The organism is Streptomyces abyssomicinicus (genome assembly GCF_008974245.1).
Classification (GTDB): Bacteria; Actinomycetota; Actinomycetes; order Streptomycetales; family Streptomycetaceae; genus Streptomyces; species Streptomyces abyssomicinicus.
Genome location: NZ_BBZI01000010.1, coordinates 364,550 through 383,071 on the forward strand (window position 1 = coordinate 364,550; position 18,522 = coordinate 383,071).

Sequence of the window (18,522 nt, forward strand, 5' to 3'; positions counted from 1 at the left end):
GCCTCCCCGGCCGCGACAAGATCACGCGCGGGCGAACCCGGGACGTTGTCGGTGGCGGCGTCTACTGTTGCCGGTGGTCGGCATGGGAGTGAGCACGCGGCCGGCGCCGCCCTGCCGGCAGCCACCGCGTGCGCGCCCCAGGCCGCCCCGGACACCCGGACCGACCCGCCCCTCTCCCGCACTGGAGCCTGTCGTGAGCAAAGCCGCACCCCCGGCCCCGAACGGACCGCAGACACCGGTCCCCGCCCCTCATGACGTGATCCGCGTACACGGCGCCCGGGTCAACAACCTCCGTGACGTCAGCGTCGACATCCCCAAACGCAGCCTCACGGTCTTCACCGGCGTCTCCGGCTCCGGCAAGAGCTCCCTGGTCTTCGAGACCATCGCCGCGGAATCCCAGCGGCTGATCAACGAGACGTACAGCGCGTTCGTCCAGGGCTTCATGCCCACCCTCGCCCGCCCCGACGTCGACGTCCTCGAAGGGCTGACGACCGCGATCGTCGTCGACCAGGAGCGCATCGCCGCGGACCCCCGCTCCACCGTCGGCACGGTCACCGACGTCAACGCCCTGCTGCGCATCCTCTTCAGCCGGCTCGGCGATCCCCACATCGGTCCTCCGAGTGCCTTCTCCTTCAACACCCCCTCGGTGCGCGCCGCCGGCGCGATCACCGTCGAGCGGGGAGCCGGCAAGACCGTGAAGCAGACCTTCTCCCGCAGCGGCGGCATGTGCCCCCGCTGCGAGGGCCGCGGCACCGTCTCCGACATCGACCTCACCCAGCTCTACGACGACTCCAAGTCGATCGCCGAGGGAGCCTTCACCATCCCGGGCTGGAAGTCCGACAGCTGGTGGACGGTCAGGATCTACGCGGCCTCGGGCTTCCTCGACCCGGACAAGCCCATCCGCGAGTTCACCGAGAAGGAGATGGAGGACTTCCTCCACCACGAACCCGTCAAGATCAAGGTCGAAGGCGCCAACCTCACCTACGAGGGCCTGATCCCCAAGCTCCGCAAGTCGATCCTCTCCAAGGACCGCGACGCGATGCAGCCGCACATCCGCGAGTTCGTGGACCGCGCGGTCACCTTCGTGAGCTGCCCCGAATGCGACGGCACCCGTCTGAACGAGACCGCGCGCTCCTCCCGCATCCGCGGCCGGAACATCGCCGAACTCTGCGCCATGGAGATCAGCGAGCTCGCCGCGTGGGCCGCCGGGCTCGACGAGCCTGCCGTGGCCCCCCTGCTCACCTCACTCCGCGGGGTCCTCGACTCCTTCGTCGGGATCGGCCTCGGCTACCTCTCCCTGGAGCGCCCCACCGGCAGCCTGTCGGGCGGCGAGGCCCAGCGCGTGAAGATGATCCGCCACCTCGGCTCCAGCCTCACCGACGTCACCTACGTCTTCGACGAGCCCACCGTCGGCCTGCACCCCCACGACATCCAGCGGGTCAACAACCTCCTGCTGCGCCTGCGCGACAAGGGCAACACCGTCCTGGTCGTCGAGCACAAGCCGCAGACGATCGCGATCGCCGACCACGTCGTCGACCTGGGCCCGGGCGCGGGCACGGGTGGCGGCACCGTCTGCTTCGAGGGCACGGTGGAAGGGCTGCGCGCGGCCGGCACCGTCACCGGACGCCACCTCGAGGACCGCACCCCGGTCAAGGACGAGGTGCGCACCCCCACGGGCCGGCTGGAGATCCGCGGGGCCGGGACGCACAACCTGCGGGACGTCGACGTCGACATCCCGCTCGGTGTCCTGGTCGTCGTCACGGGCGTCGCCGGCTCCGGCAAGAGTTCCCTCGTCCACGGCTCGCTGGTCGGTACCCCTCTCGGTGCCGACGTGGGGGTGGTCTCCGTCGGCCAGGGCGCGATCCGAGGTTCACGGCGCAGCAACCCCGCCACCTACACGGGTCTCCTGGAGCCGATCCGCAAGGCGTTCGCCAAGGCCAACGGCGTCAAGCCCGCACTGTTCAGCGCCAACTCCGAGGGCGCCTGCCCCGGCTGCAACGGGGCCGGCGTGGTCTACACCGACCTGGCGATGATGGCGGGCGTCGCCACGCCGTGCGAGGACTGCGAGGGCAAGCGGTTCCAGCCAGCCGTCCTCGAGTACCGCCTGGGCGGCCGGGACATCAGCGAGGTCCTCGCCATGCCGGTGTCCGAGGCGCTGGAGTTCTTCGCCGACGGCGAGGCCCGCACGCCCGCCGCCCACCGGGTCCTCACCCGGCTCGACGACGTCGGTCTGGGCTACCTCACCCTCGGCCAGCCCTTGACGACCCTCTCCGGCGGAGAGCGGCAGCGCCTCAAACTGGCCACGCACATGGGCGAGCCGGGAGGCGTCTACGTCCTCGACGAACCCACCACCGGCCTCCACCTCGCCGACGTGGAGCAGCTGCTGACCCTTCTCGACCGGCTCGTGGACTCGGGCAAGTCGGTCGTCGTCGTGGAGCACCATCTCGCGGTCATGGCACACGCCGACTGGATCATCGACCTCGGCCCGGGCGCGGGCCGGGAGGGCGGCGGCGTCGTCTTCGAGGGGACCCCCGCCGACCTGGTCGGCAAGGCCTCCACCCTCACCGCCGAGCACCTGGCCGCCTACGCCGCGCCCTGATCCGCGCCCGGCGGTTCCGCACCGTCCTTGACGGGTGCGGAACCGCCGGGGGACGCGGTGCTTGCCGCTGCCGGGCCCGGGGGCGCCATCGAGGCGCAGGGCGACCGCGGCCGTCCTCCGGTCCCGTCCGGACGCCGCCTCAGCCGACCTGGCCGTTGACGAACTCGTCGAGCGCCTTGCCCGGCCGCAGCCCCGTCTCGCCGCCCCGGTGGTGGAAACTGCCGAAGGCGTCCAGGGTCACGGTCTCGCCCTCCTTGAGGGCCTCCGCGATCGCCCCCGCCCCGTCGACGGTGCCGAACACCGCGTCGACGACGCGGCCGACCTGCTCGGACGTCAGTCCACCGTCCTCGGCGGCCTTCCGCGTGACGGCTTCGACCAGCCCGGACCTGTCCATGCGAGCACCCGTTCCTCGAGATCGCTGCCCGGAGCGCGGCGACGGGCCTCACCGGCCGCTCACCGCTCCGGCCCGACCATCGTGGCACCGCACCGCCGCTCCCGCACCAGGAAGGCGTCCCCCGCGCCCGGGGGTCCCCCGGGTGCGGCCGGACGTCACTCGACGACCAGGTCCACCGGGATGTTGCCGCGCGTCGCGTTGGAGTACGGGCAGACCTGGTGCGCCTGGTCCACCAGCTTGCGTCCCGTCTCGGCGTCCACGGACTCCGGCAGCTCGATCCGGAGCGTCACGGCCAGGGCGAACCCCGGACCGTCCTTGCCTATCGACACCTCGCCGGTCACGGCCGCGTCGGAGACGTCGATCTTCGCCTGCCGCCCGACGGCGCCGAGGGCACTGGCGAAGCAGGCGGCGTAACCGGCGGCGAAGAGCTGTTCCGGGTTGGTTCCCTCACCGTTGCCGCCCAGTTCGCGCGGGGGTGCGAGCTGGACGTCCAGCTTCCCGTCGGAGGCCACGGCGCGGCCTTCGCGGCCGTGGGTGGCGGTGGCGACAGCGGTGTAGAGCGCGTCCATGCGAATCCTCTTCTCCCTGCGTGGAGGCGGACCCGGACCGGCCCCGCCGGGCTCTAGTTAAGCACGCAATTTAATTGTGCACAATCAAAATGTGGGCGGGCTACCCTGACCCCATGGACACCCCGCACCCCGGCCGCGTGGACGAGCAGGGGGAGACGGGCCTGGACGAGGCCCTTCTCCTGGACAGCCAGATCTGCTTCTCCCTCAACGCGGCCTCCCGCGCCTTCGCGGCCCTGTACCGCGTCGTCCTCAAGGACCTCGGGCTCACCTATCCCCAGTACCTGGTCATGCTCGTCCTGTGGGAGGACGGCACCACCCCCGTCAAACACCTCGGTGAGCGCCTGCGCCTGGACTCCGGGACCCTGTCGCCCCTCCTGAAGCGACTCGAGGCGGCCGGACTCATCCACCGCCGCCGCTCCGCCGCCGACGAGCGCTCCGTCCACATCCACCTCACCGCCGAGGGACTCGCCCTGCGCGAACAGGCGTGCCACGTCCCCCGCCACATCGCCGCCGCCACCGGTTTCGACCGCCAGGACGCGCGCACCCTGCGCGTCCTGCTGACCCGGCTCACCGGCGCCCTCGACGACGCCGCCCGGCACGACGAGGCCCCGCCCGCTCCCGCGGGCCCCGCACGCAGCGGAGGAACCGAGGAGGAGCGGTGACCCGGACGCGACGGACCCGCCCCCGCCGGCAGCCGGCGGGGGCGGGTCCGTCGCGATCCTCCGTCCCGTCCCTCCGGGCACGCGCCTACTGGCTGTAGACACCGATCTCGTTGAGCGAGTACCGGTTGTCGGTACCGCGCACGAGGAGGCTGACGCGGACGTAGCGGGCGTCGACCGGGGTGAAGGACCGGTTCTCGGAGCCTCCGCTGCCGGCCGTCGTGGTGTGGACGGTGGACCAGGTGGCGTTGTCCGAGGAGACCTGGACCTGGTACTTCACGGCGTACTGGTCGGACCAGTCCAGGAAGACCCGGCCGACCCTGCGCACCGCCTTCAGGTCGACCGTGATCCACGCGGTGGAGACGGTCCTGCTCGCCCAGCGGGAGCCCAGGTCGCCGTCGATCGCCTTGCCCGGCGGGTAGGACACGATGACGGCGTCCTGGTGGTCGGAGGCCGTGGCGGTGCCGCCGCGCGCCAGGTTGGTCAGGGTGTCCGCCCGGGTGGCGGGGAACTCCACCACCTGCTGGTAGGTGGGGCGGTTCTGCCAGGCGATGCGCGGCGCGGTGATGCCGCCCATCGCCCGGTGCACGATGGCGTCCGCGCACACCTGGTCACCGGGGTCGCAGGAGTCGTCACCCGGGTAGACCCCGGCGGCCGGCTGGGCGGCGGCGGTGGTCAGGGTGTCCAGCAGCACGGCGCGGCAGGAGGAGACGGTGCCGCTGCCGCAGTAGGTGCGGTCCAGGGGAGAGGCAACGCCGCGGCCGAGGACGGACCGCAGGTCCTTGTCGAGGTAACTCCACCAGCCGTGCTGGAAGGCGGAACCCTTGTGCGCCTGACCGGCGGCGATGCCCGTCCCGGTGGCGCCGGAGCCGTTCTGACCGCCCGACGGGGACTCGTTGATCGGCGCCACGGCGGTGAGCGCCCGGTAGGCCTCGGTGCCGAGGTCCGCCTCGAAGACGCCCTCGATCAGCAGCGGCCACCAGGCGTCCAGGATGCGGATGGCGTCCGCGTGCGTGTACGTGCCGTCGCCCTTCGACCCCTCACGCCGCTCCGAGCCGGCCGCCGCCCAGGCGCGCAGCTTGGACACGGCGGCGGACGCCGCCGGGTCGGTCACCTGCGCCGAGTCGAGAACCTCGAGGAGTTCGGGCAGCAACTGTTCGGCCCGCAGGTCGGTGACCGCCGCGTCCTCCATCGCCTGGACCAGCTTGGCCCGGGTGACGCCGCCGGTGTCCACCAGCGCGGAGACCCGCCGGTCCAGCAGGTCGGCCCGGTGCACCGCGCCGTTGCTCCAGCCCGCCGCGTAGTCGTCGGCCTGCTTGTTGTTCCAGCTGATGTAGTAGTCCTCGTCCTCGGACTGCGGGTGCGCCGAGGGAGCGGTGACGTCCGAGGTGTTGTCGGCCGGGTCCCAGTTGCGCCACTCGTAGGAGGACCGCGCCCAGAGGGGCTGGTCCGGGTCGGTGCCCGCGGCCCGCACCGGGTTGTGGCCCGAGTTGTAGTACGTGGTGTGCCGGGAGTCGGCGTAGAACCAGTTGAACGTGTACCCGATGTCCTGGGCCGCGGTCCGGAACGCCGCGGCCGAGGTGATCACCGAGGGGTCGTTGAACTTCTGGAAGCCGATCACCGAGTCCAGCTCGTGGTGGTACGTCGAACGCAGCGCCGTGTAGGCCACGGGGGTGCCTCCGCTGGTGCCGGTGTGCGTCACCAGCCCGTACGCCGAACGCAGCGTGGTCAGGTCGTAGGAGCCCGCCGCGGTGCCGTCCGCGGTCGTCGGTGACCAGGAGTTGTGCACGGTCAGCTTCTCGAACGGCGTGCAGGTCCCGTCCAGCAGATAGGACTGCGACGCGGTGGTCGGCGTGGCGCCGGACGGCTCGCACAGCTCGACGGCGAACGTGTCGGTGATGTCCTGGTTGGCCGACGTGGCGCTCCAGGCGTAGTCCAGGCCCCGTCCGATCTCCACGTAGAAGCTGATGCCGGGGAAGGAGGCTCCGCGGGAGCGCAGACCGGGACCGTCCAGCTCCTGCACCATCAGCAACTGCGGTGCGTAGTAACCGGTCTGGGGCCCGAACACGGCGATCGGGTGACCGGAGGCGGTGTGCTCCCCGGACACCACCAGGGCGTTGGACATGCCCCGCCTCGCACTGATCAGGTCCCCCGGGAGGACACCCTCCGACGAGGAGGAGGAGAGGGACGACGCCGCCGCCGGCGTCCCCGCGGTGGCCGTCGCCCCCGTACCGGTGCCGTTGCTCACGTGCTGGTAGGCCTTGACCGAGCCGCGGTCCGGTGCGGCGACGCCGACCGGGGAGTCGGGACTGGTCGCGTACGGGAAGGAGCCGCCGGTCGTGGTGGTGGCCTCGGTGTCGTTCTGGGCACGCCAGGCCTTGTAGGCGGCCGCGCCCGCCGCGGCGCCGTACTGCTTCTGCAGCGCCAGCTTCGCGAGCGCGTTCTCCACCTCGCCGCCGCCTCCGCTGCCGAAGATGGCGCCGATGACGGAGGCGATCGCCACCACGTCGGTGGCGGTGAAGTCCTTGATGTCGTTGCCCTGCCCGGTGAGCTCGTACTCGCCGGGATAGGTGTTGTCGCCCACCGTGTCGTCGATGAAGGCGTTGATGCCGGCGACGTAGTCGGTGATGTCCTGCACGGCCTGGGCACCGCGCGCGCCGGAGCCCTTGATGCGGTTCAGCTGGTCCTGCAGGTCCGACTCCTTGTAGGCGGCGACCGCCCACAGGCTCTGCTCCAGTTCCCGGTTGCCGCCCGCTCCGCCGGCGAACGACGAAAGCTGGGCGCGGCCCACGTGGCGCAGGATGTCCATCAGCCACAGCCGGTCCTCGCCGGCCGCGTAACCGGCGCCGAACTCGGTGGCGGAGCGGGTCGTGCCCTTGATGTGCGGGGTGCCGGTGGCCTTGTCCCGGGTGATCGTCACGCCGGAACGCGGGCTGTAGGAGGACTCCACCTGGTCGGCGGCGACACCGAGGGAGGCGTCCGAGAAGTAGTCGGCGAGCTGGTCGTCGGTCAGCCCGGAGTAGTTGTGCAGAAGGTCGTCGTACTTCTCGATCTGGTCGGCCGAGTGCGCGGGCCGGGTGCCGATGCTGCGGTGCAGCAGGATTCCGGCCAGCGTCGCGTGGCCGTTCTCGCCGGGGGTGAGGATGTCACCGCACTGGCCCACGCAGGGGTCCGAGGCGCCGGGCCAGGGGTCGGAGGTGGCCGCGGCACCGGTCGCTCCGGTGAGCGTGCCGGCCAGCAGCGCGCCGGCGGTCAGCAGGACGGCCACGGAGCGGGATCTGCCCCGGCGGCCGTGCCCGAGGAGGCGGGTGAAGGGATTCAAGAGGGGGTTCTCCGGGTCTCGTACCGACGCGACGTGGGGGGTGCGCCCGCACGCTAAGCCCCGGCCGCCCACCGGCGTAAGCCCCGGGAAGCGTTGACAAGAACATGCAACATCTCCTTCACGGGCCCGGGAGGCCGCCGCGCCGTCCCCTCGCCGGCGTCGAGCGGCGACTTCTGGGCCGGGGCCCCCGTGAACCGGGGGCCCCGGCCGTCACTCACTGCCCGATGGTGCTCTGCGGGCCGGTGTACTGGCGCAGCAGCGCCGGGACGTCCTTCGCGGCGTCCAGGGAGTAGCTGTAGTGGCTGCGCGGGTCGAAGGTGGTGCCGCCGGTCTGCTGCTTGCCGGTGGAGTTGACGACCACGGAGCCCGTCTGCGACAGGGACGCGGCCGAGGTGTCGGGGTAGTACGGGTTGGCGACGTTCTCGTAGTAGCTGTTCTCGATGACGGTCTTGGACCGGCCGCGCGAGAGGTTGCCGTACGAGGTGATGTTCTGCAGGTAGTTGTTGTAGAGGTGGGCCAGCGCCACGTTGTCGATGCTGGGGTTGCGCTGGTTGGTGTCGTGGATCCAGTTGTGGTGGATCGTCATGCGGGCCGTGGTGTTCTCGGTCCAGCCGATGCCGAAGGCCTTGTTGACCTCACCCAGGTCGTTCCAGGAGACGGTCAGGTAGCTGGTGTCCTTGCGACTGTCGATCAGGCCGTCGTTCATCCGCTCGATGCGGTTGTGGTCGATCCAGATGTGGTCGGCGGTGTCCATCTGGATGCCGTCGTAGTCGAAGTCCTTGTCGTCCGGGTCGTCCTCGGCCATGCGGGTGTCGCGGATGGTGAGGTTGCGGATGATGACGTTGCGGGTGCCGGCGCCGAGGAAGAAGCCGCCGTTGACGATCTCCCCGGAGGTGCCGACGCCGATCAGCGTCTTGTTCGACTTCACGGGGATCTCGTGGCCGTACGGGGCGACGGTGATCGCCCCGGCGATCTTGATCGTGTACGGCTCGGCCGCCGTCGCGTACTTGACCAGGTCGGCGAAGGTCCTCACGGTGACCGTCGCTCCGGCCGCGCCGCCCGTGGTGCCGCCGCCGGTGGAGGCGAAGCCGTCCGCGGTGTTCGACCAGGTCCGGCCGCTGCCGCCCCCCACCGGCTTGAACGCCCACTGCTTGTTGGTGTTGGCCGTGCAGGTCTCCTGGATGATGGGAGTCCCGTTGGTGGTCGAGGCGAGTTCGTCGGAGAGGCACAGCCCGGAGTTCACGTTGACGATCTGCCAGGTGTTGGTCCCCGAGGCCACGAGTCGCCACTGCTGGTTGGTCTTGCCCGCGCCGCACTCGTACTGCTGCACCTGGACGCCGCTGACGGTGGAGCGGGAGGGCACGTCGACGCACAGGCCACTGTCGACGCCGACGAGGGTGTGGACGCCGCTGCCGGCGGACTTCAGGGTGAACTGCTGCCAGGGGGAGTTGTCCGTGCAGCCCCACTGCTGGAGCTTGGTCTGGTTCGCCCTGGACGCTCCGGGAACGTCGATGCACTTGCCCGACTTGGTGACGACGAGCTGGTACTTGACGTCGACGGCGGGGAGCTCCGCGGCCTGGGCGCTGTCCGTCGCGGTGACGGCGCCGACCACTGCGCCGGCCACCACCGCCATGGCGGAGACCGTCGCGGCGGCCTTGCCGGGACGGCGGCGGTGGCGGTGGCGGGCGGGCGGGGTGTCAGGGGTACTGCGTCGGCTCATGTCCTTCTTCCTTCTCGTGGGTGTGGAGCGGGTGCGTGGGGGTGGGGCTCGGCCCGGTCCCGGGTCAGCCGACCGGGTTCCAGCCGTCGGTGCCCGCCAGGTACTTCTGCGGGGTGTAGGAGGCGGCCTGGGCGGCCGTCAGCTGAGGGCGGTTGCTGTTGACGGTGGCGCCGGGACCGGTGTTGGCGTATTCGAAGAACCGCGCGTTCTGCCAGGTGGCGTCGGACATGTCGGTCCACGGCTGCGCGGTGGCGACCGTGTCCGACAGGTTGGACTCGCGGAACACGACCTGCGCGTTCTGCCGCCAGGGCCGGCCGAGCTGGGTCCTGCCGGTGTTGGCCCCGGTGATCGTGGAGCGGTGGAAGAGGAAACCGTAGGCGCGGTCGGCGGGGGTGCTGGCGGCGGTGATCGGGCCGCCCGTGCTGCGCTTCTCGTGGATGCGGCAGCGGTCGAAGACGGCGATGCCCCCTCCGTAGACGAAGTCGACGGTGCCCTCGACGTAGGAGTCGCTCACGTAGGCGCGGGCGTTGTTGTTGACCAGGAAGGTGTCCTGGTCGCCGAGGAGCCGGACGTCGTCCAGGAGGGCCCGGTCCGCGTCCAGGTAGAGGGCCAGTGCCTGGTCGCCGGTGTCGGAGGAGTTCTCGTCGAAGTCGTTGGCCATCGTCAGCCGGTCGGCGGTGAAGTCGTGGCCCAGGGCGACGACGGTGGCGCTGCCGGACGTTCCGTAGCTCCCGGCGTTGCGGTTGCCGATGATCACGACGTCGTCCGGGGAGTCGCCGTTGCCCCGCAGGGTGACGAACGGCTTGTCGGCCGGGACGGTGACCTTCTCCCGGTAGGTGCCGGGCTTGATGGTGATCGTCACCGGCTTGGTGTTGCCCTTGGGCACCGCGTCGATCGCGGCCTGGACGGTCCGGTAGGTGCCGGTGCCGTCGGCCGCCACCGTGTTCGGCGTGCCGGAGCCGCCGCCGGAGCCGGCCACCGGTTTGAAGGCCCACTGCTTGTTGGTGTTGTGGGTGCAGGTCTCCTGGATGACGGGCGTGCCGTTGGTGGTGGAGGCGAGGGCGTCGGAGAGGCACAGGCCGGATGCCACACTGATGATCTGGTAGGTGCCGGTCCCGCTGGGGGTGAGGCGCCACTGCTGGTTGGTCCGGCCGGCTCCGCAGCCCCACTGCTGGACCTGGGTTCCGCTGACGGTGCTGCCGGAGGGGACGTCGACGCACTGGCCGCTGTTGACGCCGACGAGTGTGTAGACACCCGTCCCGGCGGACCTGAGAGTGAACTGCTGCCAGGGGGAGTCGTCGGTGCAGCCCCACTGCTGGAGCTTGGCGCCACTGGCGGTGGAGGCGCCGGGGACGTCGACGCACTTGCCGGACCTGGTGACGACGAGCTGGTACTTCGTGTCCACCGCGGGCAGTGTCGCGGCGCCGGCCGGCGCTGCGAGCTGGACCGCGGCGGTCACTCCGCCCGCGGTCATCACCAGGGCGGACGTCAGCGCCGCGAGGCGCCCGCGGCGGCGCGCGTGCCGACGGCGTGCCGGTCGGCGGCCCGCGGGCCGGGAGGGGTGCGGCGCACCGGGTCCGGACATGAGCGGAGCGGATCTGTCGGTGGTCATGGGCGGGGACCTCTCTCGCCGTTCGGCGTGCGGGTGCCGCGGCCGGAGGGCACCGCGGTGAAGAGGTAGATGCGGTGGGGGAGGAGGGGATAACGGAAAAAGAGAAACGTGGCGTGTTCCCGTCACCTCGTGGGTGCCACGGCTTTACAGCTCCCGGGCTCCGTGCCACGATCCGGGGCCTGTCGCACGCCAGGTGTCCGAGCAGGCCCCGAGCATGTCCGCCCCGGGGCCACCGACCGCCCGCGCCGCCCGGGACGGCGGCGCGCGGCGAAGGAGAACCGCGCCATGGACCATCCCCCCTCGCCGCGGGCCGCGGGCGGCCGGACCGCCACGGGCGCCACGGACCGGACCGCCACGCCCGGGGCGGCGGCCACGCCGCCCGGCAGCTGGGCGCCCGGGATGTCGTCGCGGGACCTCGAGCTCGTCCGGGCGGCCCGGGGCGGGGACCGCGCGGCGCTGGAGCAACTGCTCGCCGCCTGCCTGCCGTTGCTCCACCGGGTCGTGGGGCGGGCCCTGGACGGGCATGCCGACACCGACGACGTGGTGCAGGAGGTGCTGCTGCGGATCGTGGCGGGGCTGCCCGGGCTGCGGGAGCCCGAGAGGTTCCGGTCCTGGGCGGTGGCCATCGCCTTCCGGCAGGTCCAGCAGCACGGACGGAGCCGTCGCCCCGACCTCCCGTACCGGCCCGTGGACGAGGAACTGCCCGATCCGTCGGGTGACTTCACCGAACGGACCGTCGCCGAAGTGGTCATGGCCGAGCAGCGCGGGGAGATCCTGCGCGCCACCGGCTGGCTGGAGCCCGCGGACCGCCGCCTTCTCGCCCTGTGGTGGGAGGAGACGGCCGGGGTCCTCGGACGCGGCGAGCTGAGCGCGGCCATGAACATGCCCCGCGCGCACGTCGCGGTGCGGGTGCAGCGGATGAAGGAGCAGCTGCACACGGCCCGCACCGTCGTGCGGGCGCTCTCCCGTTCGCCGCGGTGCCCGGAGCTGACGGCCGCCGTCCGCGGCTGGGACGGCACGCCGAGCGCACTGTGGCGCAAACGGCTGGGCCGACACGTCCGCGACTGTCCGGCCTGTCTGCGGCAGGGAGAGGGCCTGGTGCCGCCCGAGTTGCTGCTGCCGGGCATCGTGCTGCCGGTTCCGGCGGGCCTGCTGGCCGGCCTCCCGGGGCTGCTCGACTCCGCCTCCGCCGCGGCGGCCTCGTCCAAGGCGGGGATCGGCGTGCTGTTCGACCGCGTCACCGACCTCTTCCACGGCGTCAGGCCCCGTACCGCCGCCGCGCTCGCGGTGGGGGCCGCGGTACTGATCGGCGCGGTCGTCCTCCCGGTGTGGCAGTCCCCGGCGCCCGACCGCACTCCGCGCTCCGCGCCGACCGCCGCCCCCGGCGCACCGGGAGGTCCGGCAGCCCCGCCGACCGCCACGGCCCCCGACGGCGGTACCGCGGCGGCCGACATCGTCGTCGCCCCCGACGGTTCCGACGAGCGGGGCGACGGAAGCCTCACCCGGCCCTACGCCACGCTCGGCAAGGCCGTCGGGATGGTGCGCCCCGGCCAGACCATCGCCCTGCGCGGCGGCACCTACCGGCCGAGCGAACCCGTCACCATCGACACCGACGGCACCGCCGCACGCCCCGTGCTGCTCACCGCCTACCGCGGGGAGCGCCCGGTGCTCGACGTGTCCGCCGTCCCCGAGGGCCGGTGGGCCGTCACCCAGCGCGCCGACCACTGGACGGTGCGCGGACTGGAGGTGCGCGGGTCCAGCAGCCACGCATGGGTGTGCAGCGGATGCGCGCACGACGTCTTCGACGGCCTGACGATGCACCACAACGCGGAGTCCGGGCTGGTGCTGCGGGACGCGGGCACCGTCGGCAACACCGTGGTGGACAGCGACTTCCACCACAACCGCCAGGGCGACGGCGGCGGCACGGGCCTGGCGATCGTCTTCGGCGCGGGCGAGGGCAACACCGTCCGCGACTGCCGTGCCTGGGACAACGGCGGCGACGGCGTCGACCTGGGAGGCTTCACCGATCCCGTCGTGCTCGACGGCAACTGGGCCTACCGCAACGGCGACGGCTTCACCCTCGGCGGCGGCCGGACCAGGGCCCCGGTGGCGCACGTCGTGACGAACAACGCCGCCTGGGACAACGGGGGCCATGGGTTCACCGACGACGGCAACACCGGCTCGCCGGTCCTGGAGCGCAACAGCGCCTACCGCAACGGCATCGCGGGCTTCCGCATCGCCGACGCCACCGCCTCGCTCGTCCGCAACGCCGCGTGGAGCAACCCGCGAGAGGCGGAACTCGGCCCGTCCGCGCGTTCCAAGGGCAACACCTGGGACGAGGGCGGACCGTCCGTGCCCCTGACCGGCCTGCGCTCGGAGGATCCGCGCGGCGCCGAGGGAGCCCGTTCGCCGGACGGTGCGCTGCCCCGTACCGCCTTCCTCCGCCTCCGCGACCCGGCCGTCGGCGTGGGCGCGCCGATGACGGCCGACCGACGCGCACCACGCCCGAGGGTCACTTCTTGAGGAACTCCAGCAGGTCCTTGTTGAAGCGCTCCTTGTCACCCGGCACCAGGGCGATGCCGTGCGAGCCGCCCTCGTAGACCTTGAGCTCGGCGTCCGCGATGAGCTGGGCGGACTTGCGGCCGGTGGCGTCGATCGGCACGACCTGGTCGTCGTCGCCGTGCACGACGAGCGTCGGGACGTCGAACTTCTTGAGGTCCTCGTGGAAGTCCGTGGTGCCGAAGGCGTCGACACAGTCGACGCCGCCCTCGATCGTCTGCGCCATGGCCATGTACCAGAACGCGTCCTTGTTGCCCTGGGTGACCTTGTTGCCGTCGCGGTTGGCGGAGAAGAAACCGACCGCGGTGTCCTTCCAGAACTGCGACCGCTCCGCGATGATGCCCGCCTTGATGTCGTCGAAGACGGACTGCGGGACGCCCTCGGGGTTGTCCGGGCCCTGGAGCATCAGCGGCGGGATCGCGGACAGCAGGACGGCGGAGCGGATGCGCCCGGTGCCGTGGCGGCCGATGTAGCGGGCGAGCTCCCCACCACCCATCGAGTGCGCCACCAGAGTGACGTCCCGCAGGTCGAGGTGGGTGATCAGGTCGTTCAGGTCGTCGGCGAAGGTGTCGAAGTCGTAGCCGTCGTAGACCGGCGTCGAGCGGCCGTGCCCACGCCGGTCGTGCGCGATGCCGCGGTAGCCGGCGTCGGCGACGGCCTTGAGCTGGTCCTGCCACGCGTCGCCGCTGAGCGGCCAGCCGTGGATGAACACCACCGGGCGGCCCCGGCCCCAGTCCTTGTAGAAGATCTCGACACCGTCTCGCGTCGTGCAGAAGGGCATGGTTTGTCCTTTCATCGCGGCGAACCGGATCCCCGGACCTGAGCATCGCCCGGACCGCCGTCGGCCGCCATCCGGGTGCACCCGGTGCCGACCCGCCCGTCGGCCGTGACGGCCGAGCAGGGCGGGCGCGGAAGGAGCCGCGCCCCTTGCTCCGGCCGGGCACGCTCTTCGCCCGGGTGGGGGCACCGGGGGGTCGGCGGCCCGCAGCGGGGTACCGCCGCGTCATGAAGGCACTGGTGATCAACTGCACGCTCAAGAAGTCCCCCGAGCCGTCCAACACCGAGGCGCTGGCGCGGGTGGTCGGTGACTGGCTGGCGGAGAACGCCGGCGTGGAGGTGGAGCACGTCCGAGCCGTCGACCTCGACATCCACCCCGGCGTGGTCAGCGAGGCGGTCGCCGCAGGCGACGACTGGCCCGCCGTGCACGCCAAGCTGCTGCAGGCGCAGATCCTCGTCGTCGCCTCCCCGACATGGCTCGGCCGGCCGTCGTCGGTGGCCCAGCGTGTCCTGGAACGCATGGACGCCATGCTCTCCGAGACCGACGACGACGGCCGCCCCGTCGCCTACGACCGCGTCGCGGGAGTCGTGGTCACCGGCAACGAGGACGGCGCGCACCATGTGATCAGCGAGATCAACGGCGCCCTGTGCGACATCGGTTACACCATTCCCGGCCAGTCGTGGACCTACTGGCACCTCGGCCCCGGCCCGGGCCCGGACTACCTCGACGACCGGCGCGGCCACGACTGGGCCCACCGAACCGGCCGCGCGATGGCCGCCAACCTCCACGGCGCCGCACGCGCCCTGGCCGCGAACCCGCTGGGCGCTCCGCCCGGGTGACCCGCCCTACGCCTCGCCGGCCGTGCGGGAGCGGCGAGCGGCACGGCGGCGCAGGCGCAGTGGCAGCACGTACCAGCACAGGCCGAACCAGAGCATGACCGCGCCCACGAGCACTTCGGCGAGGACTCCGGGGAGGACGAAGCGCAGGAGCAGCAGGAGGGTGCAGCCGATGGTCAGGGCCAGGAGGACCATGCCGCACACCATCAGGCGGCCGGCGGCCTCCACCATCTCGTCCTTCATCCGCTGACCCGCCAGGAACCGGTGCATGGCGACGGGCGCGATGAGCGACGCGGTGGCCGCCGCGCCGAGCACCACGGTGATGACGTAGATGCCGCGGTCCAGCGTCTCCAGCTGCCTGAACGTGGGGGTGAACGCGACGCTGAGCAGGAACCCGAAGAGGATCTGCACGCCGGTCTGGGTGACCCGGGTCTCCTGAAGGATCTCGTTCCAGCGGCGGTTGACCCGCTCGCGCGGCGTCTCCGGTTCTTCGGCACCGTGCTTCGTGCCGTGGCCGGCGCCGTGTTCGCAGCAGGCGGCGTGTTCGCGGCAGGCGGCGTGTTCGCGGCAGGCGGCGTCCTCGATCGCCGAACCGGCCGGCTGCTCCGTCATCGTCATGCTTCCCTCCAAGTCCCGGGTCGGCCCATATGCCCGGATCGGAGGCTTCCATGCAGGTCACACGGCACGGGAGGCGGCCCGACCGACGAGGAACGCAGGCCGGGCCGCCGCCCGGCCTCCGTGGCGCTTTCGGTGCTTTCCTCCCCGTATGTGGAAATGTGCTGGTCATGGCCGACATCTTCCGTGGTGCGGACGCCCAGCCGCCGACGCCCGGCCGGCGGTGGTCCGAGTTCCGGCAGTCACCGCTGCGCCCCGCCGTCGTGCTGACGCTCATTCTGGCTGCGGCGGCCGGTCTCTTCGCCGGTTCGTACACCTTCGCCATGGCCGATCCGACGCCGCGCTCCATCCCCGCGGCCGTGGTCGGCTCGTACGAGCAGGCCCGGGGGCAGGCCTTTCTGGACGGCCTGGAGAAGGCGTTGAACGCGTCCGTGAAGGTGCGCCGGTGCGGCAGTCTCGCCGGGGCCCGTCAGGCCATGGACGACCAGAGGGTCTTCGCGATCTTCGACATCCGCGACGACGGGCGGACCGCGGTCCTCGACCTGTCGGGCGCGTCCGGGGCCTCGGTCGCCGAGGTGCTGGCCGACACGGCACCGGCCGTGGGGAGGAGGACAGGCGTCGTGGTCACCGTCCGGGACCTCAATCCGCTCCAGGAGGGCGACCCGCGCGGGCTGGCCATCTTCTACATCTCGCTGGCCGCCGTCATCATCGGCTTCCTCGGGGCGATCCAGCTCAGCGTGCACGCACGGGACCTGACCCCCCTCGAACGCATGGCGTTCACCCTCGCCTACGCGCTGCTCAGCGGATTCGCCATCGCGGCGACCGTGGACTGGCTGCTCGGTGCTCTCGACCTGCCGTTCGTGCAGTCGTGGCTGATCCTGGCGCTCACCCTCTTCGCGAGCGGCATGGTCTTCAGCATGTTCAACACCCTGGTCGGCCGCTGGGCGATGCTTCCGACGTGGGGGCTGATGGTCCTGCTGGGCAACCCCTCGTCCGGCGGCGCGGTGTCCTGGCCGCTGCTGCCGTCGCCGCTGGGCGAGATCGGCAAGTGGCTGCCGCCCGGCGCCTCGGTCAACGCGCAGCACACGGCGGTGTACTTCCGCGGGCACCAACACGCGTTCCCGTTCCTGGTACTCGGGGGCTGGACCCTGCTGTCGTGCGCGGTGTTCTGGACCTGGCGGCACCGGCATCCCGGTGGTCGCGAGCGTCGCCCGGCGTCCGCCGGCCCGTGAGGCCCCCGGACGTCCGGCCGTCGGCCACCGCGCGCGCGGCGGGCGTACGGCTCGGCCCACCAGGACCACGGAACGTGCCGGCGAGGACCGGCACGACCGGTTGCCGGTCACCCTGCCCAGGGGAACGTTGCTCCATCTGCGGCGGGGACGGTGGGGCGGACGGACGAACGGTGTGAGAGTGGGTGGACGGAGTGGAGGTGACGTCGTGACGGACGAGCACGAACGGGTGGCAGCCCTCGGCCTGGAAGAGCAGTTGCTGGAACGGATGCTCGCCGAGGTCCACGCGATCGTCCCCTACCAGCTGCCCGGGCTGGTGGACCGCTGTGCCCGGGCGATGGGGCTGGACGGCGCGACCATCTACCTGGTCGACCTTCAGCAAAGGATCCTGGTTCCGCTCGACGAGCAGGACGCCCGGCTGCCGGTGGACGACAGCAGGGCGGGATGGGCCTACCGCACGGTCTCCATGCGCATCGAGGAGGAACAGAACGAGCTGGTCGTCTGGGTGCCCCTGGTCGACGGCGCGGAACGCCTCGGCGTGCTGGGCGTGCGGTCAGCCACGATGGACGCCGTGCGGTTGCGCCGATGCCGTCTGCTGGCCCACACGCTCTCGATGGTGGTCACCTCCAAGCGCACCTACAGCGACTGGTTCGTGGCCCGCACCCGTACCCGCAGCATGCACGCGCACACCGAGATGCTGCGCGCCTTCCTGCCGCCCCGCAGCGTGGGGACCTCCTCGGTGATCTCGACCGGCGTGCTGGAGCCGGCCTACGACCTCGGTGGGGACGCCTTCGACCACTCCTTGACCCGGAACGTCCTGCACGCCGCGATCTTCGACTCCATGGGGCACAACCTCGCCTCCGGCCTGACCACGGCGGTGGCGCTGGCGTGCTGCCGCAATGCCCGCCGTTCCCGCGCCGACCTGGCCGAAATGGTCGAGTCCGTCGACCAGGCCCTCGCCGAGTGGCTCCCCGACCAGTTCTGCACCGGCGTCGTGTGCTGGCTGGACGCCGACACCGGTGTACTGCGCTGGAGCAACTGCGGCCATCCCGCCCCCCTGCTGATCCGCGGCCAGCGCGTGCTCGACAAGGCACTGGACAGCCCGCCGCAGCCGCCCATGGGTCTGGGTGGCCTGCTCGGCGCCGGGGCCGGCCGCCAGGTGCACGAGACGACCCTGGAACCCGGCGACCGTGTCCTGCTGTACACGGACGGCGTCACCGAGGCCCGCCGGGGCGGCGACGAGTTCGGCCTCGGCCGGTTCGCCGACTTCATCATCCGCTCCGCCGCCGCCGGACAGCGCCCCGCCGAGATCCTGCGGCTGCTCATCCACGACATCCTCGACCACCACCACGACAAGCTGACCGACGACGCCACCATCATGCTGATCGAATGGCAACCCCAGGGGCGCACGTCCGGCTGAGCGGGGTGCCGTGGCGCGGTGATTCACTTTGTCCCGCCACGGGAGAAAGTTTCGAGATCCTGTGCGCTTCGGGTTCCGGGGACGGGCAAAGCTCGCTAGCTTCCTTGTAATGAACCGGTCACGCATCGAGCGGGCCGGCCAAGGCGCGACGGCGCGCGCCTGTGCTCCTCGAGGCAGTCCTCTTCGGGTCTGCCGTCATCCCACCTTCCT

General features: G+C 71.8%; 13 protein-coding genes. 6 read left to right on the forward strand and 7 right to left on the reverse strand.

What is annotated here, in order from left to right; genetic code table 11:
- Positions 1–193: 193 nt before the first annotated feature.
- Positions 194–2,599: an ATP-binding cassette domain-containing protein gene (locus GBN72_RS24820; protein WP_164540849.1), complete on the forward strand. Its 2,406-nt coding sequence runs from the start codon at positions 194–196 to the stop codon at positions 2,597–2,599.
- A 139-nt stretch (positions 2,600–2,738) separates the two neighbouring features.
- Here GBN72_RS24820 and GBN72_RS24825 read toward each other — a convergent pair whose 3' ends face one another.
- Together GBN72_RS24825 and GBN72_RS24830 are read right to left on the reverse strand one after the other, a co-directional pair.
- Entirely contained in the window at positions 2,739–2,993 is a 255-nt protein-coding gene (locus tag GBN72_RS24825; RefSeq protein ID WP_151774105.1) for an HU family DNA-binding protein, read from the reverse strand.
- Between the two features lie 155 nt (positions 2,994–3,148).
- Positions 3,149–3,562 (reverse strand): organic hydroperoxide resistance protein, encoded by a 414-nt coding sequence (locus tag GBN72_RS24830; protein ID WP_151774106.1) that lies wholly within the window; start codon positions 3,560–3,562, stop codon positions 3,149–3,151.
- Positions 3,563–3,675: 113 nt separating this feature from the next.
- On the opposite strand from GBN72_RS24830, the gene GBN72_RS24835 reads away from it, so the two are divergent.
- The gene (locus GBN72_RS24835; protein ID WP_151774107.1) at positions 3,676–4,224 is read left to right on the forward strand and encodes a MarR family winged helix-turn-helix transcriptional regulator; all 549 of its coding nucleotides are present in this window, start codon (positions 3,676–3,678) and stop codon (positions 4,222–4,224) included.
- Positions 4,225–4,309: 85 nt separating this feature from the next.
- On the opposite strand, the gene GBN72_RS24840 is transcribed toward GBN72_RS24835, so the two are convergent.
- The 3 genes from GBN72_RS24840 to GBN72_RS24850 form a co-directional block, all read right to left on the reverse strand.
- A complete protein-coding gene (locus GBN72_RS24840) occupies positions 4,310–7,543 on the reverse strand; it encodes a penicillin acylase family protein (RefSeq protein WP_151774108.1) in 3,234 nt (1,077 codons plus the stop codon).
- Between the two features lie 214 nt (positions 7,544–7,757).
- Positions 7,758–9,263: an RICIN domain-containing protein gene (locus GBN72_RS24845; protein WP_218042075.1), complete on the reverse strand. Its 1,506-nt coding sequence runs from the start codon at positions 9,261–9,263 to the stop codon at positions 7,758–7,760.
- Between the two features lie 64 nt (positions 9,264–9,327).
- Positions 9,328–10,875, reverse strand: a complete 1,548-nt coding sequence (locus tag GBN72_RS24850; protein WP_218042076.1) for a pectinesterase family protein — start codon at positions 10,873–10,875, stop codon at positions 9,328–9,330.
- A gap of 285 nt (positions 10,876–11,160) precedes the next feature.
- On the opposite strand from GBN72_RS24850, the gene GBN72_RS24855 reads away from it, so the two are divergent.
- Positions 11,161–13,398 carry a sigma-70 family RNA polymerase sigma factor gene (locus GBN72_RS24855; RefSeq protein ID WP_218042077.1) on the forward strand — a complete coding sequence of 746 codons (2,238 nt, stop codon included), beginning with the start codon at positions 11,161–11,163 and terminating at the stop codon, positions 13,396–13,398.
- Here GBN72_RS24855 and GBN72_RS24860 read toward each other — a convergent pair.
- Positions 13,388–14,215 (reverse strand): alpha/beta fold hydrolase, encoded by an 828-nt coding sequence (locus GBN72_RS24860; protein WP_151774109.1) that lies wholly within the window; start codon positions 14,213–14,215, stop codon positions 13,388–13,390. The two genes, GBN72_RS24855 and GBN72_RS24860, sit on opposite strands and share 11 nt — an antisense overlap.
- A gap of 224 nt (positions 14,216–14,439) precedes the next feature.
- Here GBN72_RS24860 and GBN72_RS24865 point away from each other — a divergent pair, with 224 nt between their 5' ends.
- Positions 14,440–15,051, forward strand: coding sequence for a flavodoxin family protein (locus GBN72_RS24865; protein WP_151774110.1), 612 nt, complete (start codon positions 14,440–14,442; stop codon positions 15,049–15,051).
- A 6-nt stretch (positions 15,052–15,057) separates the two neighbouring features.
- Here the strand turns inward: GBN72_RS24865 and GBN72_RS24870 are convergent, their stop codons facing one another.
- Positions 15,058–15,666, reverse strand: coding sequence for a DUF6328 family protein (locus tag GBN72_RS24870; RefSeq protein ID WP_151774111.1), 609 nt, complete (start codon positions 15,664–15,666; stop codon positions 15,058–15,060).
- Positions 15,667–15,833: 167 nt separating this feature from the next.
- On the opposite strand from GBN72_RS24870, the gene GBN72_RS24875 reads away from it, so the two are divergent.
- The gene (locus tag GBN72_RS24875; RefSeq protein WP_151774112.1) at positions 15,834–16,895 is read left to right on the forward strand and encodes an ABC-2 transporter permease; all 1,062 of its coding nucleotides are present in this window, start codon (positions 15,834–15,836) and stop codon (positions 16,893–16,895) included.
- A gap of 205 nt (positions 16,896–17,100) precedes the next feature.
- Complete coding sequence (locus GBN72_RS24880; protein ID WP_151774113.1) at positions 17,101–18,312, forward strand: PP2C family protein-serine/threonine phosphatase; 1,212 nt, start codon at positions 17,101–17,103, stop codon at positions 18,310–18,312.
- Positions 18,313–18,522 lie beyond the last annotated feature (210 nt).